This window comes from Paenibacillus sp. FSL L8-0644, from assembly GCF_038008165.1.
Classification (GTDB): Bacteria; Bacillota; Bacilli; order Paenibacillales; family Paenibacillaceae; genus Paenibacillus; species Paenibacillus polymyxa_D.
The window spans coordinates 275826-295000 of record NZ_JBBOYN010000002.1 but is presented as its reverse complement, the minus strand read 5'-3'; the positions used below and the strand labels follow the sequence as shown (position 1 = coordinate 295000).

The window sequence follows — 19175 nt, the reverse complement described above, 5'->3', positions numbered from 1 at the left end:
TCCGGGGATGTCCGAATGGGGAAACCCGGCTGTCTTCATCGACAGTCACTTTCTGCTGAATACATAGGCAGAATAGAGGCAGACCAGGGGAACTGAAACATCTAAGTACCCTGAGGAAGAGAAAACAATAGTGATTCCGTCAGTAGCGGCGAGCGAACGCGGATTAGCCCAAACCAAGGAGCTTGCTCCTTGGGGTTGTGGGACGTCTCACATGGAGTTACAAAGGAACCGGTTAGATGAAGAGGTCTGGAAAGGCCCGCCAGAGAAGGTAAAAGCCCTGTAGTTCAAAACTTGTTCTCTCCGAGACGGATCCCGAGTAGTGCGGGGCACGTGAAACCCCGTATGAATCCGGCAGGACCATCTGCCAAGGCTAAATACTCCCTGGCGACCGATAGTGAAGCAGTACCGTGAGGGAAAGGTGAAAAGCACCCCGGAAGGGGAGTGAAATAGATCCTGAAACCGTGTGCTTACAAGAAGTCAGAGCCCTATGATATTTTCCTTTGGAAAAATCACGGGTGATGGCGTGCCTTTTGTAGAATGAACCGGCGAGTTACGTTCCCATGCAAGGTTAAGGTGAAGAGCTGAAGCCGCAGCGAAAGCGAGTCTGAATAGGGCGAATTGAGTACGTGGACGTAGACCCGAAACCGGGTGATCTACCCCTGTCCAGGGTGAAGGTGCGGTAACACGCACTGGAGGCCCGAACCCACGCATGTTGAAAAATGCGGGGATGAGGTGGGGGTAGCGGAGAAATTCCAATCGAACCCGGAGATAGCTGGTTCTCCCCGAAATAGCTTTAGGGCTAGCCTCGGAAAGAAGAATCGTGGAGGTAGAGCACTGATTGGGTGCGGGGCCCGCAAGGGTTACCAAGCTCAGTCAAACTCCGAATGCCATAGATTTAGTTCCGGGAGTCAGACAGTGAGTGCTAAGATCCATTGTCGAAAGGGAAACAGCCCAGACCATCAGCTAAGGTCCCCAAGTGTGTGTTAAGTGGGAAAGGATGTGGAGTTGCACAGACAACCAGGATGTTGGCTTAGAAGCAGCCACCATTGAAAGAGTGCGTAATAGCTCACTGGTCGAGTGACTCTGCGCCGAAAATGTAACGGGGCTAAACACACCACCGAAGCTATGGCTTGATGCTTGCATCAGGGGTAGGGGAGCGTTGAATGCGGGTTGAAGGTGTACCGTAAGGAGCGCTGGACTGCATTCAAGTGAGAATGCCGGTATGAGTAACGAAAAGATCTGTGAGAATCAGATCCGCCGAAAGCCTAAGGGTTCCTGAGGAAGGTTCGTCCGCTCAGGGTAAGTCGGGACCTAAGGCGAGGCCGATAGGCGTAGTCGAAGGACAACAGGTCGAAATTCCTGTACCACCGTAATCCGTTATGAGCGATGGGGTGACGCAGTAGGGTAGTGACGCGGACGGATGGATGTCCGTCTAAGCAGTGAGGCTGGTGTGTAGGCAAATCCGCACATCGTAAGGCTGGGCTGTGATGGGGAGCGAAAATTATAGTAGCGAAGGTCATGATCTCAGACTGCCAAGAAAAGCCTCTAGCCAGGAGAAGGTGCCCGTACCGCAAACCGACACAGGTAGGCGAGAAGAGAATTCTAAGGCGCGCGGAAGAACTCTCGTTAAGGAACTCGGCAAAATGACCCCGTAACTTCGGGAGAAGGGGTGCCTCGGTAGGGTGAATAGCCCGAGGGGGCCGCAGTGAAAAGGCCCAAGCGACTGTTTAGCAAAAACACAGGTCTGTGCGAAGCCGCAAGGCGAAGTATACGGGCTGACGCCTGCCCGGTGCTGGAAGGTTAAGGGGAGTGGTAAGCTCGCAAGAGCGAAGCTATGAACCGAAGCCCCAGTAAACGGCGGCCGTAACTATAACGGTCCTAAGGTAGCGAAATTCCTTGTCAGGTAAATTCTGACCCGCACGAATGGCGTAACGACTTGGGCGCTGTCTCAACGAGAGATCCGGTGAAATTTTAATACCTGTGAAGATGCAGGTTACCCGCGACAAGACGGAAAGACCCCATGGAGCTTTACTGCAGCTTGATATTGAATTTGGGTACGATCTGTACAGGATAGGTGGGAGCCGTCGAACTTTGAGCGCCAGCTTGAAGGGAGGCATCCTTGGGATACCACCCTGATCGTATCTAGGTTCTAACTTGGTACCGTAAACCGGTGCGAGGACAGTGTCAGGTGGGCAGTTTGACTGGGGCGGTCGCCTCCTAAAGAGTAACGGAGGCGCCCCAAGGTTCCCTCAGAATGGTTGGAAATCATTCGAAGAGTGCAAAGGCAGAAGGGAGCTTGACTGCGAGACCTACAAGTCGAGCAGGGACGAAAGTCGGGCTTAGTGATCCGGTGGTACCGCATGGAAGGGCCATCGCTCAACGGATAAAAGCTACCCTGGGGATAACAGGCTTATCTCCCCCAAGAGTCCACATCGACGGGGAGGTTTGGCACCTCGATGTCGGCTCATCGCATCCTGGGGCTGAAGTAGGTCCCAAGGGTTGGGCTGTTCGCCCATTAAAGCGGTACGCGAGCTGGGTTCAGAACGTCGTGAGACAGTTCGGTCCCTATCTGTCGTGGGCGTAGGAAATTTGAGAGGAGCTGTCCTTAGTACGAGAGGACCGGGATGGACGTACCGCTGGTGTACCAGTTGTTCCGCCAGGAGCACCGCTGGGTAGCTATGTACGGAAGGGATAAGCGCTGAAAGCATCTAAGCGTGAAGCCCCCCTCAAGATGAGATTTCCCAGTATGTAAGACCCCTTGAAGACGACGAGGTAGATAGGTTGGGGGTGGAAGTGCAGTAATGCATGGAGCTGACCAATACTAATCGGTCGAGGGCTTATCCTAAGAATAAAACGCAAATGAGTTTCGGATCCAGTTTTCAGGGTGTAACCTTGAAGGTATGTACAAGTGACATACGACAAGCGCATGGCTATTCATTCACACGATATGTGGTGAACCGAATAACCGTACGGAAGAATTTGCGTAGCAAATTCATGTTTGGTGGCGATAGCGGAGGGGTTCCACACGTACCCATCCCGAACACGACCGTTAAGCCCTCCAGCGCCGATGGTACTTGGACTGCAGGGTCCTGGGAGAGTAGGACGTCGCCAAGCACGATAAAAGAGAGCACAGCCATAATGGGCTGTGCTCTCTTTTATCTTTTCGGAATTAGATATTTAAACAGTTTAATGAAAGGATATGGAAACTAAGAAGGAATAACATAGAAGTAACCTAGTCCTGACGAAGAGTAGGGTGACGTAGTTCTTACATTGAAATAACAAAAATGGAACATGTATAAAAATGCCTTGGTCATACCCTGCTGGATTAATGAACTCGTATCCCGTTTCTAAAGCTGTAGGGAATGTTCGCCATACAGACGCAAGTTTAATTGAAGAAATTCCTCTGAACTCAAAGTGAACTGTTAGCCTAAAGAGTGCTATTATATGTATGAGCATGGATATGTATTACGTCCATATCAAATAAAAGTAAGAATAGCAGAATACTGGATTATTATGCTTGTTCCTAAAGATATGTATCTGAAAGGTTTTAAGACATTTATTTTATGGGTGCTAACAAGGACAAAGTGAGAAATCAGCTTGCTAAAGCGACGATAAGTGAAGTATCTTTTATGAGGAGCACCTTTGTAACTTAATTTTTCATTATAAAATTCGTCATAAAAAGCGTGGCATCAGGTTGCATTTTAGAACTTTTGATCTTCTTCATTTACTTTGCATACATAAAATGAAAACTGGGTCTTCATATCGTGGAAAAAAAGGGTTTCCAAAATTAAGACAAGGAACACTGACTTTAGAAATGCTGAAAAAAGCCAACTTAGGCGGATATGAGAGAACCATTTATCGTATATGACATTTCCCATTTCTTCATAAATTACTACATCAACCTAGCTTTATTATTTTTAATCCTCAGTTAGCCCAAAGCATGATTGATGCTGAGTTTATGTTGTATAACATTTTTAGTGGCAGATACATTCATTTGGGTATAAAGAAAGAAGATAATTCGGACTTTTACGTTCCTGTTACTTTTTTGGAGCGTAAACCCCCTTATCAAGGAATGACTGTTGTTAAAATTGATGACATAGATATTGATTTTACCTGAACATTCAGATAACTTAGTGCAGATGAACAGTATGTGACCTACGAAGCGTACGAAATGATCCGGCAGTTGGGACTCCAGTGGCCTGTCACTCAGGCAGACGTTGCTCTCATTCGGGAGAACATTAAACACAATGATTGCTATTGCTATGTGCTGGAAATTAACGGGGTCATTCAGGCTACTGTTAGCCATTCGAAAAATAAGCCCTTGATTATATAATCGACTTGCCGTTTGTGATGTGGTTCGCTGTAGACCCGGCTGCACAGGCCAAGGGTACGGGAGAAAACGAATTGAGTAGAACACACGATTATTCGTGATCAGTTGGGTGCCCCTGCGGTGACACTGGCGACAGCGGAGAAGCATCCATATCTGCTATCCATGTACGAGCGTTGGGAATATGAACGTATCTCGATCACCAAGAACGGACGAAGCCGATTTGTTCGCCGAAAGGGGGTTGGATAAAGCCACGAACTTTCATGAAAAGGACATGCGCAGCTTCGTTTGGAACGACTGCAACGCATTACAATTTGGTTTGTCAAGCACCAGATATAACACAAAATCTGTTTCTTGCACTTACTACACAGAAATTTTACAAAAATTCATTAGAAATTACAAACAATGCCTGATTTTTAGACAAAAGAGGGCATTGTTTGTGTGTATAATATACTTATATATTATATCGACATACTTTAATTTACTTTTATATTTATATTGAAACAAAATCATTCATATATCGCATTTTTTCCTTATTAAAGGAATTTAAAAAAGATATTGACATTTTTCGAGTCCATATCTATTATATAAATAAAATATTTCTCATTTAATACTTAACATCGAAAAACATCCTGTATGACCTCAACAATTTCTCATCACATTCATCTATGATACTGAATTTTAGGTTCCAAGCCTGGAATTCCAGTATACCTCAAGTTTTTTTACACTTCCAAGTCTACTCACACATCTGACTTTTGATCTCAATCACACCACGAATGGAAACTCCATAACCAACTCATTTTTACATGTCGATTACTGTTTTTTGACAATCGGTTTTGTTGCTTTTTGCTACATCTATCTCTACAGCTATTGTCTTCATACATATGTACATTAACACCTGAATCGTAAAAACATTTTTGCTTTGCCACATCTTTGTGGGGAGGAAAGGGGTTTGGTATGAATCGCATGGCTTTGGTTTTTCCAGGACAAGGTTCTCAGTATGTAGGAATGGGAGCGGCATGGCATAGCGATTTTAATGAAGCGGATCGTTTGTTTGAAGAGGCTGCTGATATTTTGGGATATGATCTGAAAGCTTTATGCATGGCAGGTCCGATGACCCAGCTATCCAGAACATTCTATACTCAGCCCGCACTTCTCACGATCAGTGTCATTGCATTCCGGCGTTATATGCATGAAATCGGAATTATCCCTGAATTTTCAGCAGGTCATAGCCTGGGTGAATATTCAGCTCTGGTAAGTAGCGGTGTTCTATCCTTTAGCGACGCTTTACGACTGGTTCAAAAGCGAGGACGCATCATGGAAGAAGCCGCAGAGGCCGGTCTGGGCAGCATGATTGCCATTCGCGGAGCTGAGCCAGGCGCTGTGGAAGAATTCTGTCGTCTGCACTCCCCAATCGATCAGCCTGCTGTTATTGCTTGTTACAATTCGCCTAATCAGTATGTCATCTCTGGTCATCATACATCGATAGCTATGGTAGCTGACAAGTTAGAACAGCGGGGGGCTCAAATTACTCGCTTGCAGGTCAGCGGCCCTTTTCATAGTCCGCTTATGCAGCATGCTGCGGACAGGCTGACCATCGAGCTGCAAAAATACACTTTCCATGAAGCGCAGTGGCCCGTGATCTCCAATGTGACCGCTCTGCCATACCCCGATGTTGACAGCATCCGTCAAGGATTGATTTTGCAAATGACTCACCCGGTTCGATGGATTCAGACCATGCAGTATATGGAGAATCATGGCGTAAAACAAGGCATCGAGTTAGGTCCACGAACGGTGCTGAAAAATTTGGCGAAGGAAATAAACACTACCATTGAATTGCTGTCCGTGGATAGAGAATTGGATCGCGTTGAACTGGAACGCCGCTTCTCAATCCGTGATTGGGTTGCTCGTTCCCTTTCATTGGCGGTATCTACCCCCAATGCCAATTGGAATGAAGATGATTATCGAAAGGGTGTTATTTTACCTGTTCGAAGACTGGAAGAATTACTTCGAAGCTCTGAATCAGGGAGCGGTTCACCTCCTGCTTTTGAGCAAAGACAGGAGATTTTGGAGTGTATTCGCCTGGTGTTGCAAACCAAACAGGTCTCCGAAGGAGAGCAGAAAGTAATGCTAGAGCAATTGAGGAGGGATCAGGATGGAACAGTTTCAAACTTTAATTGAAATCATTCAAGACCGTGCAAGCCGGGATGAGAACGGAATCACCTTTATTTCTGGTGATAAACAAGAGGAATACGTATCCTACTGTAAACTTCTGGAGCAAGCATCACAGGTACTTTATGAATTACAGGAAAAAGGGATACAACCTGGCGATGAGCTGATCATGCAGATCGACGACAATCATACCTTTGTAAATGTATTTTGGGGTTGCCTACTCGGTGGAATCGTTCCTGTTCCTATAAGCATAGGGAATAATGATGAGCATAAAATGAAATTGTTTAAAATCTGGAATACACTTTCCCACCCTTATATGATTGCAGATGACAAGGTATTGGAACAGTTAGAAAAATACTCGCACCAGCACGAACTGCTGGATTCCTTTGAGCCCGTTAAAAAAGCGACTTTTTCAAGCCATATATTCGATTATTCCAATCAGAGTAAAGGTGTTGCCCATATACCCAAACCGGAGGATTTAGCTTTTATCCAATTTTCCTCAGGTTCTACAGGTGATCCCAAAGGAGTCATGCTGACGCATGAAAATTTGGTTTACAATATTCGGGATGTCGCAAATCAAACGGGCATGAGCTCCAAGGATGCTTATTTGGGCTGGATGCCGCTTACGCATGACCTGGGATTGATCGCATTTCATTTAACCTGCGTGATCGCTAATGCCAAGCAGTTGATTATGCCAACGGCACTTTTTATCAGACGCCCGTCTTTATGGCTAAAAAAAGTATCGGAGCATAAGGTGACTCAAATATGCTCTCCCAATTTTGGATATAAATTTTTTCTCGATCAGTATAAACCCGAAACAGCAGCTAACTGGGATTTGTCAAGTGTCCGTATGATCTTAAATGGAGCGGAGCCCGTATCTGTGGAGCTTTGTGATGTGTTTATGGATGCAATGAGTGTTCACGGTTTGAATAAAAATGCGATGTTTCCTGTCTACGGATTGGCAGAGGCGAGTGTGGGAGTTTCCTCTCCACCTCTGGACAAAAGCACCTTTATACCCATTCATTTGAACCGGCAGCAGTTACACGTGGGTGAACCCATAGAAGAAGTGGACAAGTCCGACAAGCGGTGTCTTACTTTTGTGGATTTGGGGTATCCGTTGGCCAGTACCTCTGTCCGCATTTGCGATGAAAAAAATCAGGTGCTTGAAGATGGGGTGATTGGACACACACAGATCCGCGGCAAAAATGTGACATCCGGATACTATAACAATCCAGAGGCTACCGCGAAGGTCAAAACAGAGGATGGCTGGCTTATCACTGGCGATTTAGGGTTTATGCGGAACGGTCGCCTGACTATTACTGGTAGAGCCAAGGATATCATTTTCGTGAACGGACAGAATGTCTACCCGCATGACATCGAGAGGATTGCCGAGGAACTGGATGGTGTGGATCTCGGAAAAGTAGCCGTGTGCGGTGTACATGATACGCAAACGAGGCAGGATCGTATTATTGCCTTTGTGATGCACACGAAAAAGATAGAGCATTTTGTACCGCTTGTCCAAAAGCTGAAAAGTCATCTAAATTACCGGGGAGGTTGGCATATTCAGGATGTGGTTCCGATCCGGCGTATTCCTAAAACAACCAGTGGAAAGGTTCAGCGCTTCAAATTAGCCCAGAGTTATGAGCAGGGCGAATTTGATGAAATATTGACAGCACTGGCCGAGGCTACTCGAGTCATGCAAGCAGCTGAGCGTGTAGTCTTACCTCAAGGAGAGATAGAACAGAAGCTGATTGGAATCTGCCAGGATATTTTAAATGTAAAGTCGATCGGGACGGACGACAGCTACTTTGATATCGGAGTGACTTCCTTGCAGCTCGTTCAAATTGTGGACCTGTTGGAGGATCAATTAGGGATTCATATTGAGGTGACGGACTTCTTTTCCTATCCGACCATCGCCAAGCTTGCTGCATATATCTCTAGTCAGGGCATGAGCAGCGACCCGGCTGCAACAGCACAGTCCGAGACCAAGGAGGAAGCAAATGTCCGGGATATCGCCATCATCGGCATGTCAGGCAAGTTTCCTCAAGCGGAAACATTAGAGCAGTTTTGGGCGAATGTGGCATCAGGGGCTGACAATATCGGCCCGTACAGCGATGAAAGAAGAAAAGATGCCGAAGATTTCATTTCCCGTTTGAATACGGAAGGACGGAATATGCAAATTGCAGAAGGCGGCTATCTGGATGAAGTAGACAAGTTCGATTACTCCTTCTTTAAGCTGACTCCACGGGAAGCCTCACTCATGGACCCGAATCAACGGTTATTTCTACAAACAGCCTGGAGCACGATTGAGGATGCGGGGTATGGGGGTAAGCAACTGGCAGGCCGAAAGGTCGGCGTGTATGTCGGCTTCTCCAAAACCAGCTTCGAATACGAGCGTTTGTTGTCTGAGGTGGAACCGGGAGCGCTGCCGAACTTTGCCATTGGTAATTTATCATCCATTATTTCCAGCAGGATTGCATATTTGCTCGATCTAAAAGGTCCGGCGCTAACCATTGATACAGCATGCTCTTCATCCCTCGTGGCAGTGCATTTGGCCTGCAAGTCCATCCTTAGCGGAGACTGCGACATGGCCTTGGCAGGAGGAGTGAAAACGATTTTACTGCCGCTGAAAGCGGGCATTGGCATGGAATCCTCCGATGATCGAGCACGCGCCTTCGACGACCAGTCGGACGGAACGGGCTGGGGTGAAGGAGTTGGAGCCGTTTTACTGAAGCCGCTGCGCAAAGCGGAACAAGACGGTGACAACATTTTAGCCGTGATCAAGGGAAGTGCCATCAATCAGGACGGCAGCACGATTGGTATTTCCGCGCCGAATGCCCTCGCTCAGGCAGAAGTGATTTCGCAGGCGTGGCGTGATGCACGGATTGATCCTGAAACGATAAGTTATATCGAAGCACATGGCACCGGCACCAAGCTGGGTGATCCGGTTGAGATTGACGGCATTACCAAGGCTTTCCGCAAGCATACACAGCGTAAGCAGTTTGTGGCGATCAGCACGGTCAAAACGAATATCGGTCATTTATACGAAGCCGCCGGGATTGCGGGCTTGATCAAATCCGTATTGTCCATGAAGCACCAACGGATTGCGCCGCTCGTTCATTTTCGCACACCAAACCAAAAGATCCATTTTGAGGAATCCCCGGTATATGCCAATACGAGGCTTAGGGAATGGAAGACGGACGGTTTCCCCAGAAGAAGCGGCCTGAGTTCCTTTGGATTCAGCGGGACAAACTGCCATGTGGTGCTGGAGGAATATATAGCGAGGGCAGAATCAGACCAAGCCTCAACGGACAGCAATAATAGATCATCACCACTGCTGCTGACCCTGTCAGCGCGGAGTGAATCCGCTTTGCACGAGCTGGTCGGGCGGTACGCAGAACGGTTCGGATGTGCGGAAGAACTCGTGATGCAGGAGGTATGCTATACGGCTAACACAGGCAGAAGTCACCTGAATCACCGGATTGCTGTTACTGCCGCAGGGGCGGATGCGTTGAAGGCGAAGGTGCTTCAGTTACACGAACAAGGTAGAGTCGTCGAAGGTGTATACACCGGGAAAGCGGATAGCACAGGTGGCGCAGAGATGGTCACTGGAAGCTTGGACACGTTGCAATCACTGGAGCAACTGGCTGCCAAGTATGTGCAAGGAGCGCAGATCGATTGGAATGCCCTCTATGCAGGTAAGCACTATAAAAAGGTTTCTCTGCCTACGTATCCATTCGAACGGAAAAGATGCTGGATTAACGTACCCGAACAGGTTCGAACGGAACAGAAGGTACCAGTTCATGAAAACTCAAAAGCAAAGGAGTCTGGAATTATGGGGAACGAGTATTCAGCGCCAGCATCTACTACCGATCAGCACAAATCATCTATTCTTCAAAAGTTAGCGAAAATGATCGGTAACGTGTCCCAACTCAGTCTGGAGGAACTGGAGCCACAAACACATTTTCTGGAGCTTGGGCTGGATTCCATTAATTTGTCCCAGGTTCGCCACAGTATCAAGGATACCTTCGGACTGGACATTCCAATGAACGAATTTTTCGAATCGTTGACCACGCTGGAGCTGTTGGCCAGCTACGTAGCCGAGCGGGTCAGCATTTTCACTTCTGCTGAAACCCCGGTTCAATCTGTGGAAAATCGTCCAGAAACAACTCTGAATCAGGTTGATCACGCAGCTTTCCCGCTAACCCAACCGTCTCATGAATCCGCTGTTCCGGCTGCGGCATCCGTTTATGCCATAGACACGGCTGGACAAACACGGGCTCAAAGCTTTCCAATCGCTACAGCTCCTGCGGCTGTAGAGCGAATTTTGGAGCAACAGCTACATCTGATGTCACAGCAGCTCGATGTTCTCCGGCATCAGCCATCTGCATCCGTAATAGCTTCCGAGCCATTTAACCCGGAAACGGGCGTTTTGCTACCGGCAAGTAGTGAAAGTGCGCAGATCATCCGTACCGAATCCAAGCAGAAAGTCGCGGCTGCATTAGCACCAGCACCATCCGTAAAGGCTGTTTTCAAGCAGACAGGCAATGAAGTCAAGCCGTATACGCCTTATAAAAAGCTGGATGTTAAAGCACGTGAATTGCTTTCGCTCCGTCAGGAACAACACCTGCAAGAACTGATTGAACGCTACACGGCCCGTACGGGTAGCACCAAACAGTACACCCAGCAGTATCGCTCCGTATACGCCAATAACCGCAATGTGGCTGGTTTCCGGCCTGTTTTGAAGGAAATGGTGTATCAAATTGTATCCCAACGCGCCGATGGTTCAAAAATTTGGGATCTGGACGGCAATGAATATGTCGACTTGACGATGGGCTTTGGTGTGAATCTGTTCGGACACAATCCAGCCTTTATTCGTGAAGAAATTGAAGAAGAGCTGAAGAACGGCATGTGTGTCGGCCCCATGTCCAACATGGCCGGACAGGTCGCCGAGCGAATATGCAAGATGACCGGCGTGGAACGGATTGCCCTGTATAATTCCGGCACGGAAGCCGTCATGGTCGCGCTCCGTTTGGCACGTGCTGCCACTGGACGAGCTAAAGTCGTCATTTTTGCTGGCTCGTATCACGGTACATTCGACGGGGTGCTGGCACTGGGGAGCGCGGGTGATGACAAGGAGCATTCGACACCTCTAGCTCCAGGTATCTTGCAGCATATGGTGGACGATGTCGTCGTGCTTCATTATGGGGCGGACGATTCTCTGGATTATATCCGCACCCATGCGCATGAACTGGCCGCGGTTATCGTGGAGCCGGTACAAAGCCGCCGACCAGATTTTCAGCCTAAAGCCTTTTTGCAGGAAATTCGCCAGATAACGGAGCAGTCGGGTACTGCCTTCATTTTTGATGAAGTCATCACAGGCTTCCGGATTCAGCCCGGAGGAGCCCAAGCGTGGTTTGGGGTACAAGCCGACCTCGTGACCTACGGTAAAATCATTGGCGGCGGGCTGCCCATCGGCATCGTAGCCGGAAAAGCCGCCTTTATGAACGGGATCGACGGAGGCACGTGGAGCTTCGGGGATGATTCCTATCCGCAGCATGAGCAGCAGCGAACCTTTGTGGCAGGAACCTTCTGCCATCATCCGCTGGCAATGGCTGCATCCTTAGCGGTGCTGGATCATTTGGAGAAGCATGGCGAGCAACTGCAAAATCGCTTGAACAGCCGCACCTCGGCGTTAGCAGCGGAGCTGAACAGCTATTTCACTGACGAACGCGTACCTATGAAGGTCGTTCACTTTGGCTCCCTATTCCGCTTCGTGCTCAAAGGCGATCTGGAGCTGTTCTTCTATCACATGCTGGACAAAGGCATCTATATCTGGGAGGGACGAAACTGCTTCTTGTCCACGGCCCATACCGAGGAAGATATTGCGCGAATCGTACAAGCGGTCAAGGATAGCGTGAACGAGCTGCGTAAAGGGGGATTTTTACCGGACCCGCCCCCGAATGGAAACGGCCCGGGGCCGGGAAAGCAACCTGTACCTGTAACCGTACCTCCAGAGGCTGAAGCAGCAGAAACTGTTATTGCGTTAACTCCAGAGCAAAAGCAGCTTTGGTTCGCTTCTGTTTCAGATCGAAGTGACTCTCAATCTTTACACGAAACCGCCTTGTTGCGGTTTCGTGGTCCACTTCAGCAGCAGGCGTTCAACCAAGCTATCCAGACCATTGTAAACCGTCATGAAGCCTTACATATCTTTATGAGCGGCGATGGGGAAACTCAGGTGTTCGCTCCTGTGGTGAAAGCGGAAATCCCGCTTCATGATTTTACCAGTTATCACCCAGATGAACAGGAACAACATATCCGGGCATGGATGATCAAGGACAGTGAAACCCCATTTGCCATGACGCCAGACGAGCCATTATTCCGGATTCATCTGCTGAAAATATCGAATGAAGAGCATCTGGGTGTTTTTACGTTTCATCATTTTATCGCTGATGGCTGGTCAATCAGTGTATTCATTCAGGAACTGGAACACATCTATTCTGCGCTAGTTCGACATGCTGCCTACAACCTTCCCGATCCAGTACCTTTTCGGAATTACGTTGTTTGGCAGCAGGATCAATTGAAAGCAGGGAAAAAAGAGGCCCTTGCTTTTTGGTCGGCAGTGCTAGAAAAGCAGCAGCCTGTCCTCCATTTGCCATCTCCGGTGAGGGGAATACAGATTCCGTCTTCCAGAGGAAGCAGACATACCGTAATGCTCGAAGCGCCGCTCGTTAAACAATTGAGATCCGCCAGCATAAAGCTAGGCAGCAGTCTTTTTATAACGCTGCTATCCGCCTTTCAGATTTTTCTACATCGGCTGACAGGGCAGCAGGAAGTAACGGTGGGGGTTCCCACCGCAGGACAATCCCATATGGACGCCTTCTCTCTGATCGGCAACTGTGTCAACTTGCTTCCGATGATCAGCGAAGTGCGTCCTGATGCTACTTTTACGGAGCATGTCCAAACAGTCAAAAAGCGCATGAATGAACTGGATAGCTTCCAAAAGTACAGCTTTGCCGGACTTGCTCAGCTGGGGCTGAGGCATTTGCCAGTCATTAACGCTGTATTCAATATGGATCGACCGATTCCGCGTTTTCAATTCCATGAACTGGAAGTAGAACTCATTGAGAATGAGGTATCATTCAGCAAATACGAGTTGTTTTTGAACGTGACAGAGGCGCAGCAACAATTACGTCTTGATTTCGACTACAATTCGGATCTTTTTCAGCCAAACATTATCGAAGCCTGGTCAGGATATTTCCTGAATCTGCTGTATTCCATTGTAGAGGAAGAAGGGGCCCGCGTTTCCGCGCTGACTTTACTCCGTGCGTCGGAGAACGAACAACTTCGAACTGCATGGGCAGCAAATACCGACGCCAACGGAAACTATCTTTGCGTCCTCGATGCCTACAAGCATTTGGCACCTGTTGGGACAGCAGGGGAGGTGTATCAAGCCTCAGGAGCAGGCCTGTTGGGAACGACCCGAGAATGGGCTTACGTAGAAAACGATGGCAAGCTGCGACATATTGGCAATTTGAATCGGACTATCCACATTCGCGGACATCGGGTTAATTTGGGGCAGTTGGAGAAACACCTGCTGCAAACTTTCCGATTGGAGTCCTGCGTCATTACATCGCAAACGGACGAAGCTGGAAAAGTCTCATATATAACCGCCTATGTGGTCGCAAACGCATCGAAGCCATGGGAAGAAGACGCACTGAAAAAGGCTGCAATCGAAATTCTTCCAGATTATACGCAGCCCCGTTTTTGGATTCCTATGGATCATATTCCTCTTCTGCCGGATGGTCAGCCTGATCTACAGGCTTTGCCAGAGCCGGGACAAGCAAGTGTATTGACTAAAACAGACACCGCTCCTGAGAACCACAGCGTAGAAGATCAACTCGTGAACATTTGGATGGACGTTCTGAATGTAACAGATATCAGCGATGACGATAACTTTTTTCAACTGGGTGGTGATTCACTAAAAGCGACGGTCATTCTGTCGAGAGTCAATAAGGAATTGGGTGTACACATTCCACTCAGCCACATTTTTGAGCTGCAAACGATTGCTGAGCTGGCTACATATATTGCGGGTGGAACAAAGAAGAACTACGAACCGATTGTATCTGTGAAATCGCAAGCCTTCTATCCGGTATCTTCTTCCCAAAAGAGAATGTACGTGCTGGATCAGCTGGGAGGTGGAAAGGCCTATCATGTACCCGGTCAGCTTTTCATAGAGGGAGATCTGGAGGTTCCCCGCTTCATTGAAGCCGTTAGGGAAGTTATTTTGCGTCATGAATCCTTTCGGACGTATTTCGATCTGGAAGACGGGGAAGTGGTACAAAAAGTTCGGGACACGATTCCATTCGACATTCCATATACCCGTATTTCCAAGGAAGAAGCAAAACAGGCTCGGACCTTGTTTGTTCAGCCTTTTCATCTGGGAACAGCTCCTTTATTCCGCGCCGAACTGTACGAATTTATCGAAGGTGGCTTCAATCTGCTAGTGGATATGCATCACATCGTGTCCGATGGTTTCTCCATGGCCGTGCTGCTAGATGAAATCATTCAACGGTATCAGGGCAGACAGCTTGCGAACATTCAGCTTCATTACAAAGACTTTGTTGCTTGGCAGAAGCAGCAGATCACTGACGACGCATTGCAAGCGCATGAATCATATTGGCTCCAGACCTTGAAGGGCGAGCTTCCTGTACTAAATATGCCTACGGACTTTTCGCGTCCACAAGCACAAAGCTTTGAAGGTGACAGCTTGACCGTCACCTTGGAATCCAAACTTACTAACACACTCTACAAATTGGCCCAAGATACCGAATCTACGATCTTTATGATACTTTTGTCGGCTTATAATATCCTGCTGGGCAAATATACTGGCCAAGAGGACATTATCGTGGGTACACCTGTTGCCGGAAGACGGCATGTGGATACGCAAGCGATGATTGGCATGTTCGTCAATACGCTGGTTCTTCGCAATCAGCCGCGATCTTCTTTAACGTTCCAATCCTTTTTGCAGGAGGTTAAGCAAAACTCGCTGCTGGCACTGGAGCATCAAGAATACCCGTTTGATGAGCTTGTAGACAGGCTGGAACTGGTGCGCGACCTAAGTCGAAACCCGGTGTTCGATACGATGTTCAGTTTGCAAAATGTCGGCACAGATGTTTTGGAAACAGGAGGCATTCGTTTTAAACCGGAAGAATTCAACGCGGGTATATCCAAGGTGGATTTTTCATTGCATGTGACCGAGGAAAAAGAATGTTTGTCCTTCACTTTGGAGTATGGCACAAAGCTGTTTAAACCGGAGACCATCCGACGGATGGGAGAGCATTTTGTGCGAATTTTGGAAACGGTGACGCAGGATGTCGGGGTGCGGTTGGCCGATATTACGATCGTATCTGATGAAGAGAAGCAATTACTGCTAACCGAATTTAATCATACCGTCGTACCTTTCCCGCACTATGAGACAGTTCACGGGCAGTTTGAAAAGCAGGTCGTACAGACGCCGGGTCATATAGCATTGGTGTTCGGAAATCAGCGTCTGACCTACCGGGACTTGAACGAACGTGCTAACTCACTGGCACGGATACTTCAAGCGCATGGTGTAGGACCCGATAAGCTAGTCGGCCTGATGGTGCAGCGTTCGGCGGAAATGATTATCGGTCTGCTCGCCGTGCTAAAAGCGGGTGGCGCTTATGTGCCTATCGATCCTGAATATCCGTCAGCCCGTATTGAGTATATGCTGAGTGACAGTGAGGCTGCCGTGCTCCTGACCAGTCGCGATCTGGTAGGAGAACACCATTACAGCGCCAACACCCTGTTTATCGAAGATGAGGAAGTATATCAAGGAGAAAGGACCAATCTGGAAGCCACTGCTCAGCCGGAGCATCTGGCTTACGTCATCTATACTTCTGGCTCAACCGGAAATCCGAAAGGAGTTATGCTCCAGCATCGCTCGGTGCTGAATTTTATTACAGGAATGCGTGAAGTGATCGACTTTGCAGCGAACAAAACGATTTTATCGCTAACCACTATTTCGTTCGATATTTTCGTTTTGGAAGCGATTCTGCCGCTGCTAGGCGGAATGACCGTCGTGCTAGGCGACCGCCATCATCAGGTCGATCCTCAGGCACTTGGCGAACTGATTACTGCACATCATATTGACATGCTGCAAATGACGCCATCGCGGCTGCACATGCTGCTGAGTCATGAGGAAGGCTCCCGTGCGCTGCAAGGTGTACAGGAAATTATGGTTGGGGGAGAAGCGCTTCCACCCAGGCTGCTGGAGGCATTGCAGAAATTGAATGGCCCCCGTATTTATAACATGTACGGACCTACGGAAACGACGGTTTGGTCGGCAGTGCAGGAACTTACCCATGCCAATCAGATTGACATTGGACGCCCCATTGCGAATACGCAAATTTACGTCATGGATGCGCAGGACAGATTACAGCCAATCGGTATACCGGGTGAGCTATGCATTGCAGGAGAAGGGCTGGCGCGTGGCTATTGGAACCGCGAGGATTTGACGGCAGAAAAATTTGTGGATAATCCATTTTCAATAGGGACACGAATGTACAGAACGGGTGACCTCGTTCGCTGGAAAGCAGATGGAAATCTGGAGTTTATCGGCCGAATCGACCATCAGGTGAAAGTACGTGGATTCCGGATCGAACTGGGTGAGGTTGAAAATGCTTTGATGAGCCATTCTGCAATTCAAGAGGCTGTCGTCACTGTATATCAAAACAAAGAGCAAGAATCCGTCTTGTGTGCCTACATTGTATTGCATACAGAAGAAACACCAAGCTTAACGGTCATTCATGAACATGCCGCCAAGTTGCTCCCGTATTATTCGGTTCCGTCTTACTTCGTGTTTCTGGATCGGATACCGTTGACACCGAACGGAAAAACCGACCGAAAAGCATTGCCGGAGCCTGAAAAGCTATTCCGACCGGATGTGGCCTATGTAGCGCCGCGAAATGATGTGGAAGAAGCTTTGGCCGCCGTATGGCAAGATGTTTTGGGACGCGATCAGGTGGGCATTCAGGATAACTTTTTTCTGCTCGGAGGCGACTCGATTAAAGCAGTTCAAGTCATCGCACGCATGCGTCTCCACGGGTATTTGCTGGATATCCGACACGTACTGGAGCATCCGTCCATTGAAATCCTGAGCGGCTATGCAGAAACATTGTCCCGTCCGATAGAGCAAGGTCCGATAGATGGAGAAGTACCACTGACACCGATACAACGACATCTACTCGATGGGTTTGAACGGCATCCAGCATCCGAGGCACTTCCTGCCGCAATGTCGGTACTGCTGTTGGCAAAGTCGGGCTTTGACGAGCAGCCATTGCGAGCCGCATTGAAGAAAATCGTAGAGCACCACGATGCTCTGCGCCTTGGCTTATTACAACAGGCTGACGAGTCGGTTACGCAAGCTCACAAAGGACTGCATGAACAGCTAATCACGCTGGAGGTACTGTCGCTTACGGGAACGGAAAGCGAAGCACGCAGCCAGATGGAAGCTGAATGTCAACGGATTCAAAGCAGCCTGCGGCTGTTTGAAGGACCACGAGTTCGGGCAGGGCTTTTCCGTCTGGATAGCGGAGATCATCTTTTCCTTGCTGTAGACCCACTAGTGGCTGACGCCATTTCATGGAATATTTTGCTCGAAGATCTGGCAACAGGCTACGGACAAGCTCTGGATGGGGAAACGATTGTTTTACCGGACAAAACGAACGCTTACCAAACGTGGGCAGAGCATCTTGAGCACTATGCGAATAGTAAAGAGCTGCTCAAGGAGCAGGACTATTGGAACAAGATAGAGTTGTCAGAGTGGAGAACGCTTCCCAAAGACCATGAAGTCATTACGGATTCTGGATCGGAGAGACAAACACATCAGCTCCACCTGCAATTATCAACTGACGAAACCCAGCATCTGATGACACAGGTCAATCATGCCTATAATACCGTGCCGGAGGAAGTACTGCTGTCCGTACTGGGGCAAACAGTGTCCGAATGGTCAGGACAAGAACGGATTGCACTCTACGTGGAGAACCCTGGCCGAGAGCAGGCTGAAACAAATTCGCTGGATATCTCCAGAACGGTAGGACAGTTTACGTCCGTGTATCCAGTTGTACTGGACATCAAATCTGCGGATGATATAGCGCTGTTGCTCAAGCGTGTGAAGGAAACGGTTCGGCAGGTTCCAAATCACGGATTGGGCTACGGTGCATTGAGATATCTGACCGAAGCCAGCAATCCAACGGATTCTAAACGTTTTCGTCATCCGGAAATTGGTTTCCGTTATATAGACTCCCCACACCCGGAATCGGTTTATTTTTCAATATCGCCGCTGCAAGCTGAAATTGGACCAGGTACCAAGGATGTGATTAATGGTTCATCTTATGCTCTTTATATGGATAGCCGGTTGGAGGACGGAAAATTAAGTATCCGTATATCCTATGACAGGAATGCATATGAAGAGCGCACGGTTAAACAACTTTTCTCCCGCTTCGAAACACACCTGTTGAATACCATTCGTCATTGCCTTGATCAGTCCGGTCAGGAACTGACACCAACAGACGTAGGGGCAGATGATCTGGATTTGGAAGAGTTCGAAGAGATGAAGCATTTTTATGAAAGCCTATAAATATTCGATTGA

At 48.3% G+C, this 19175-nt stretch carries 4 protein-coding genes and 2 rRNA genes (1 of these 6 only partly in view); all 6 read left to right on the top strand.

Annotated features, from left to right (window positions below; translation table 11 throughout):
• Positions 1-2845 (top strand): 23S ribosomal RNA (locus NSS94_RS26100); it begins 103 nt to the left of the window's first position.
• Between the two features lie 152 nt (positions 2846-2997).
• Positions 2998-3114 (top strand): 5S ribosomal RNA (rrf, locus tag NSS94_RS26095).
• A 1057-nt stretch (positions 3115-4171) separates the two neighbouring features.
• The gene (locus tag NSS94_RS26090) at positions 4172-4333 is read left to right on the top strand and encodes a hypothetical protein (protein ID WP_341040517.1); all 162 of its coding nucleotides are present in this window, start codon (positions 4172-4174) and stop codon (positions 4331-4333) included.
• Between the two features lie 117 nt (positions 4334-4450).
• Positions 4451-4576, top strand: coding sequence for a hypothetical protein (locus NSS94_RS26085; protein WP_256026113.1), 126 nt, complete (start codon positions 4451-4453; stop codon positions 4574-4576).
• Between the two features lie 708 nt (positions 4577-5284).
• The gene (gene fabD / locus NSS94_RS26080; protein ID WP_341040516.1) at positions 5285-6508 is read left to right on the top strand and encodes an ACP S-malonyltransferase; all 1224 of its coding nucleotides are present in this window, start codon (positions 5285-5287) and stop codon (positions 6506-6508) included.
• Positions 6483-19163, top strand: a complete 12681-nt coding sequence (locus NSS94_RS26075; protein ID WP_341040515.1) for an amino acid adenylation domain-containing protein — start codon at positions 6483-6485, stop codon at positions 19161-19163. The genes fabD and NSS94_RS26075 overlap by 26 nt, the downstream gene beginning before the upstream one ends.
• The last annotated feature ends 12 nt before the right edge of the window (positions 19164-19175 follow it).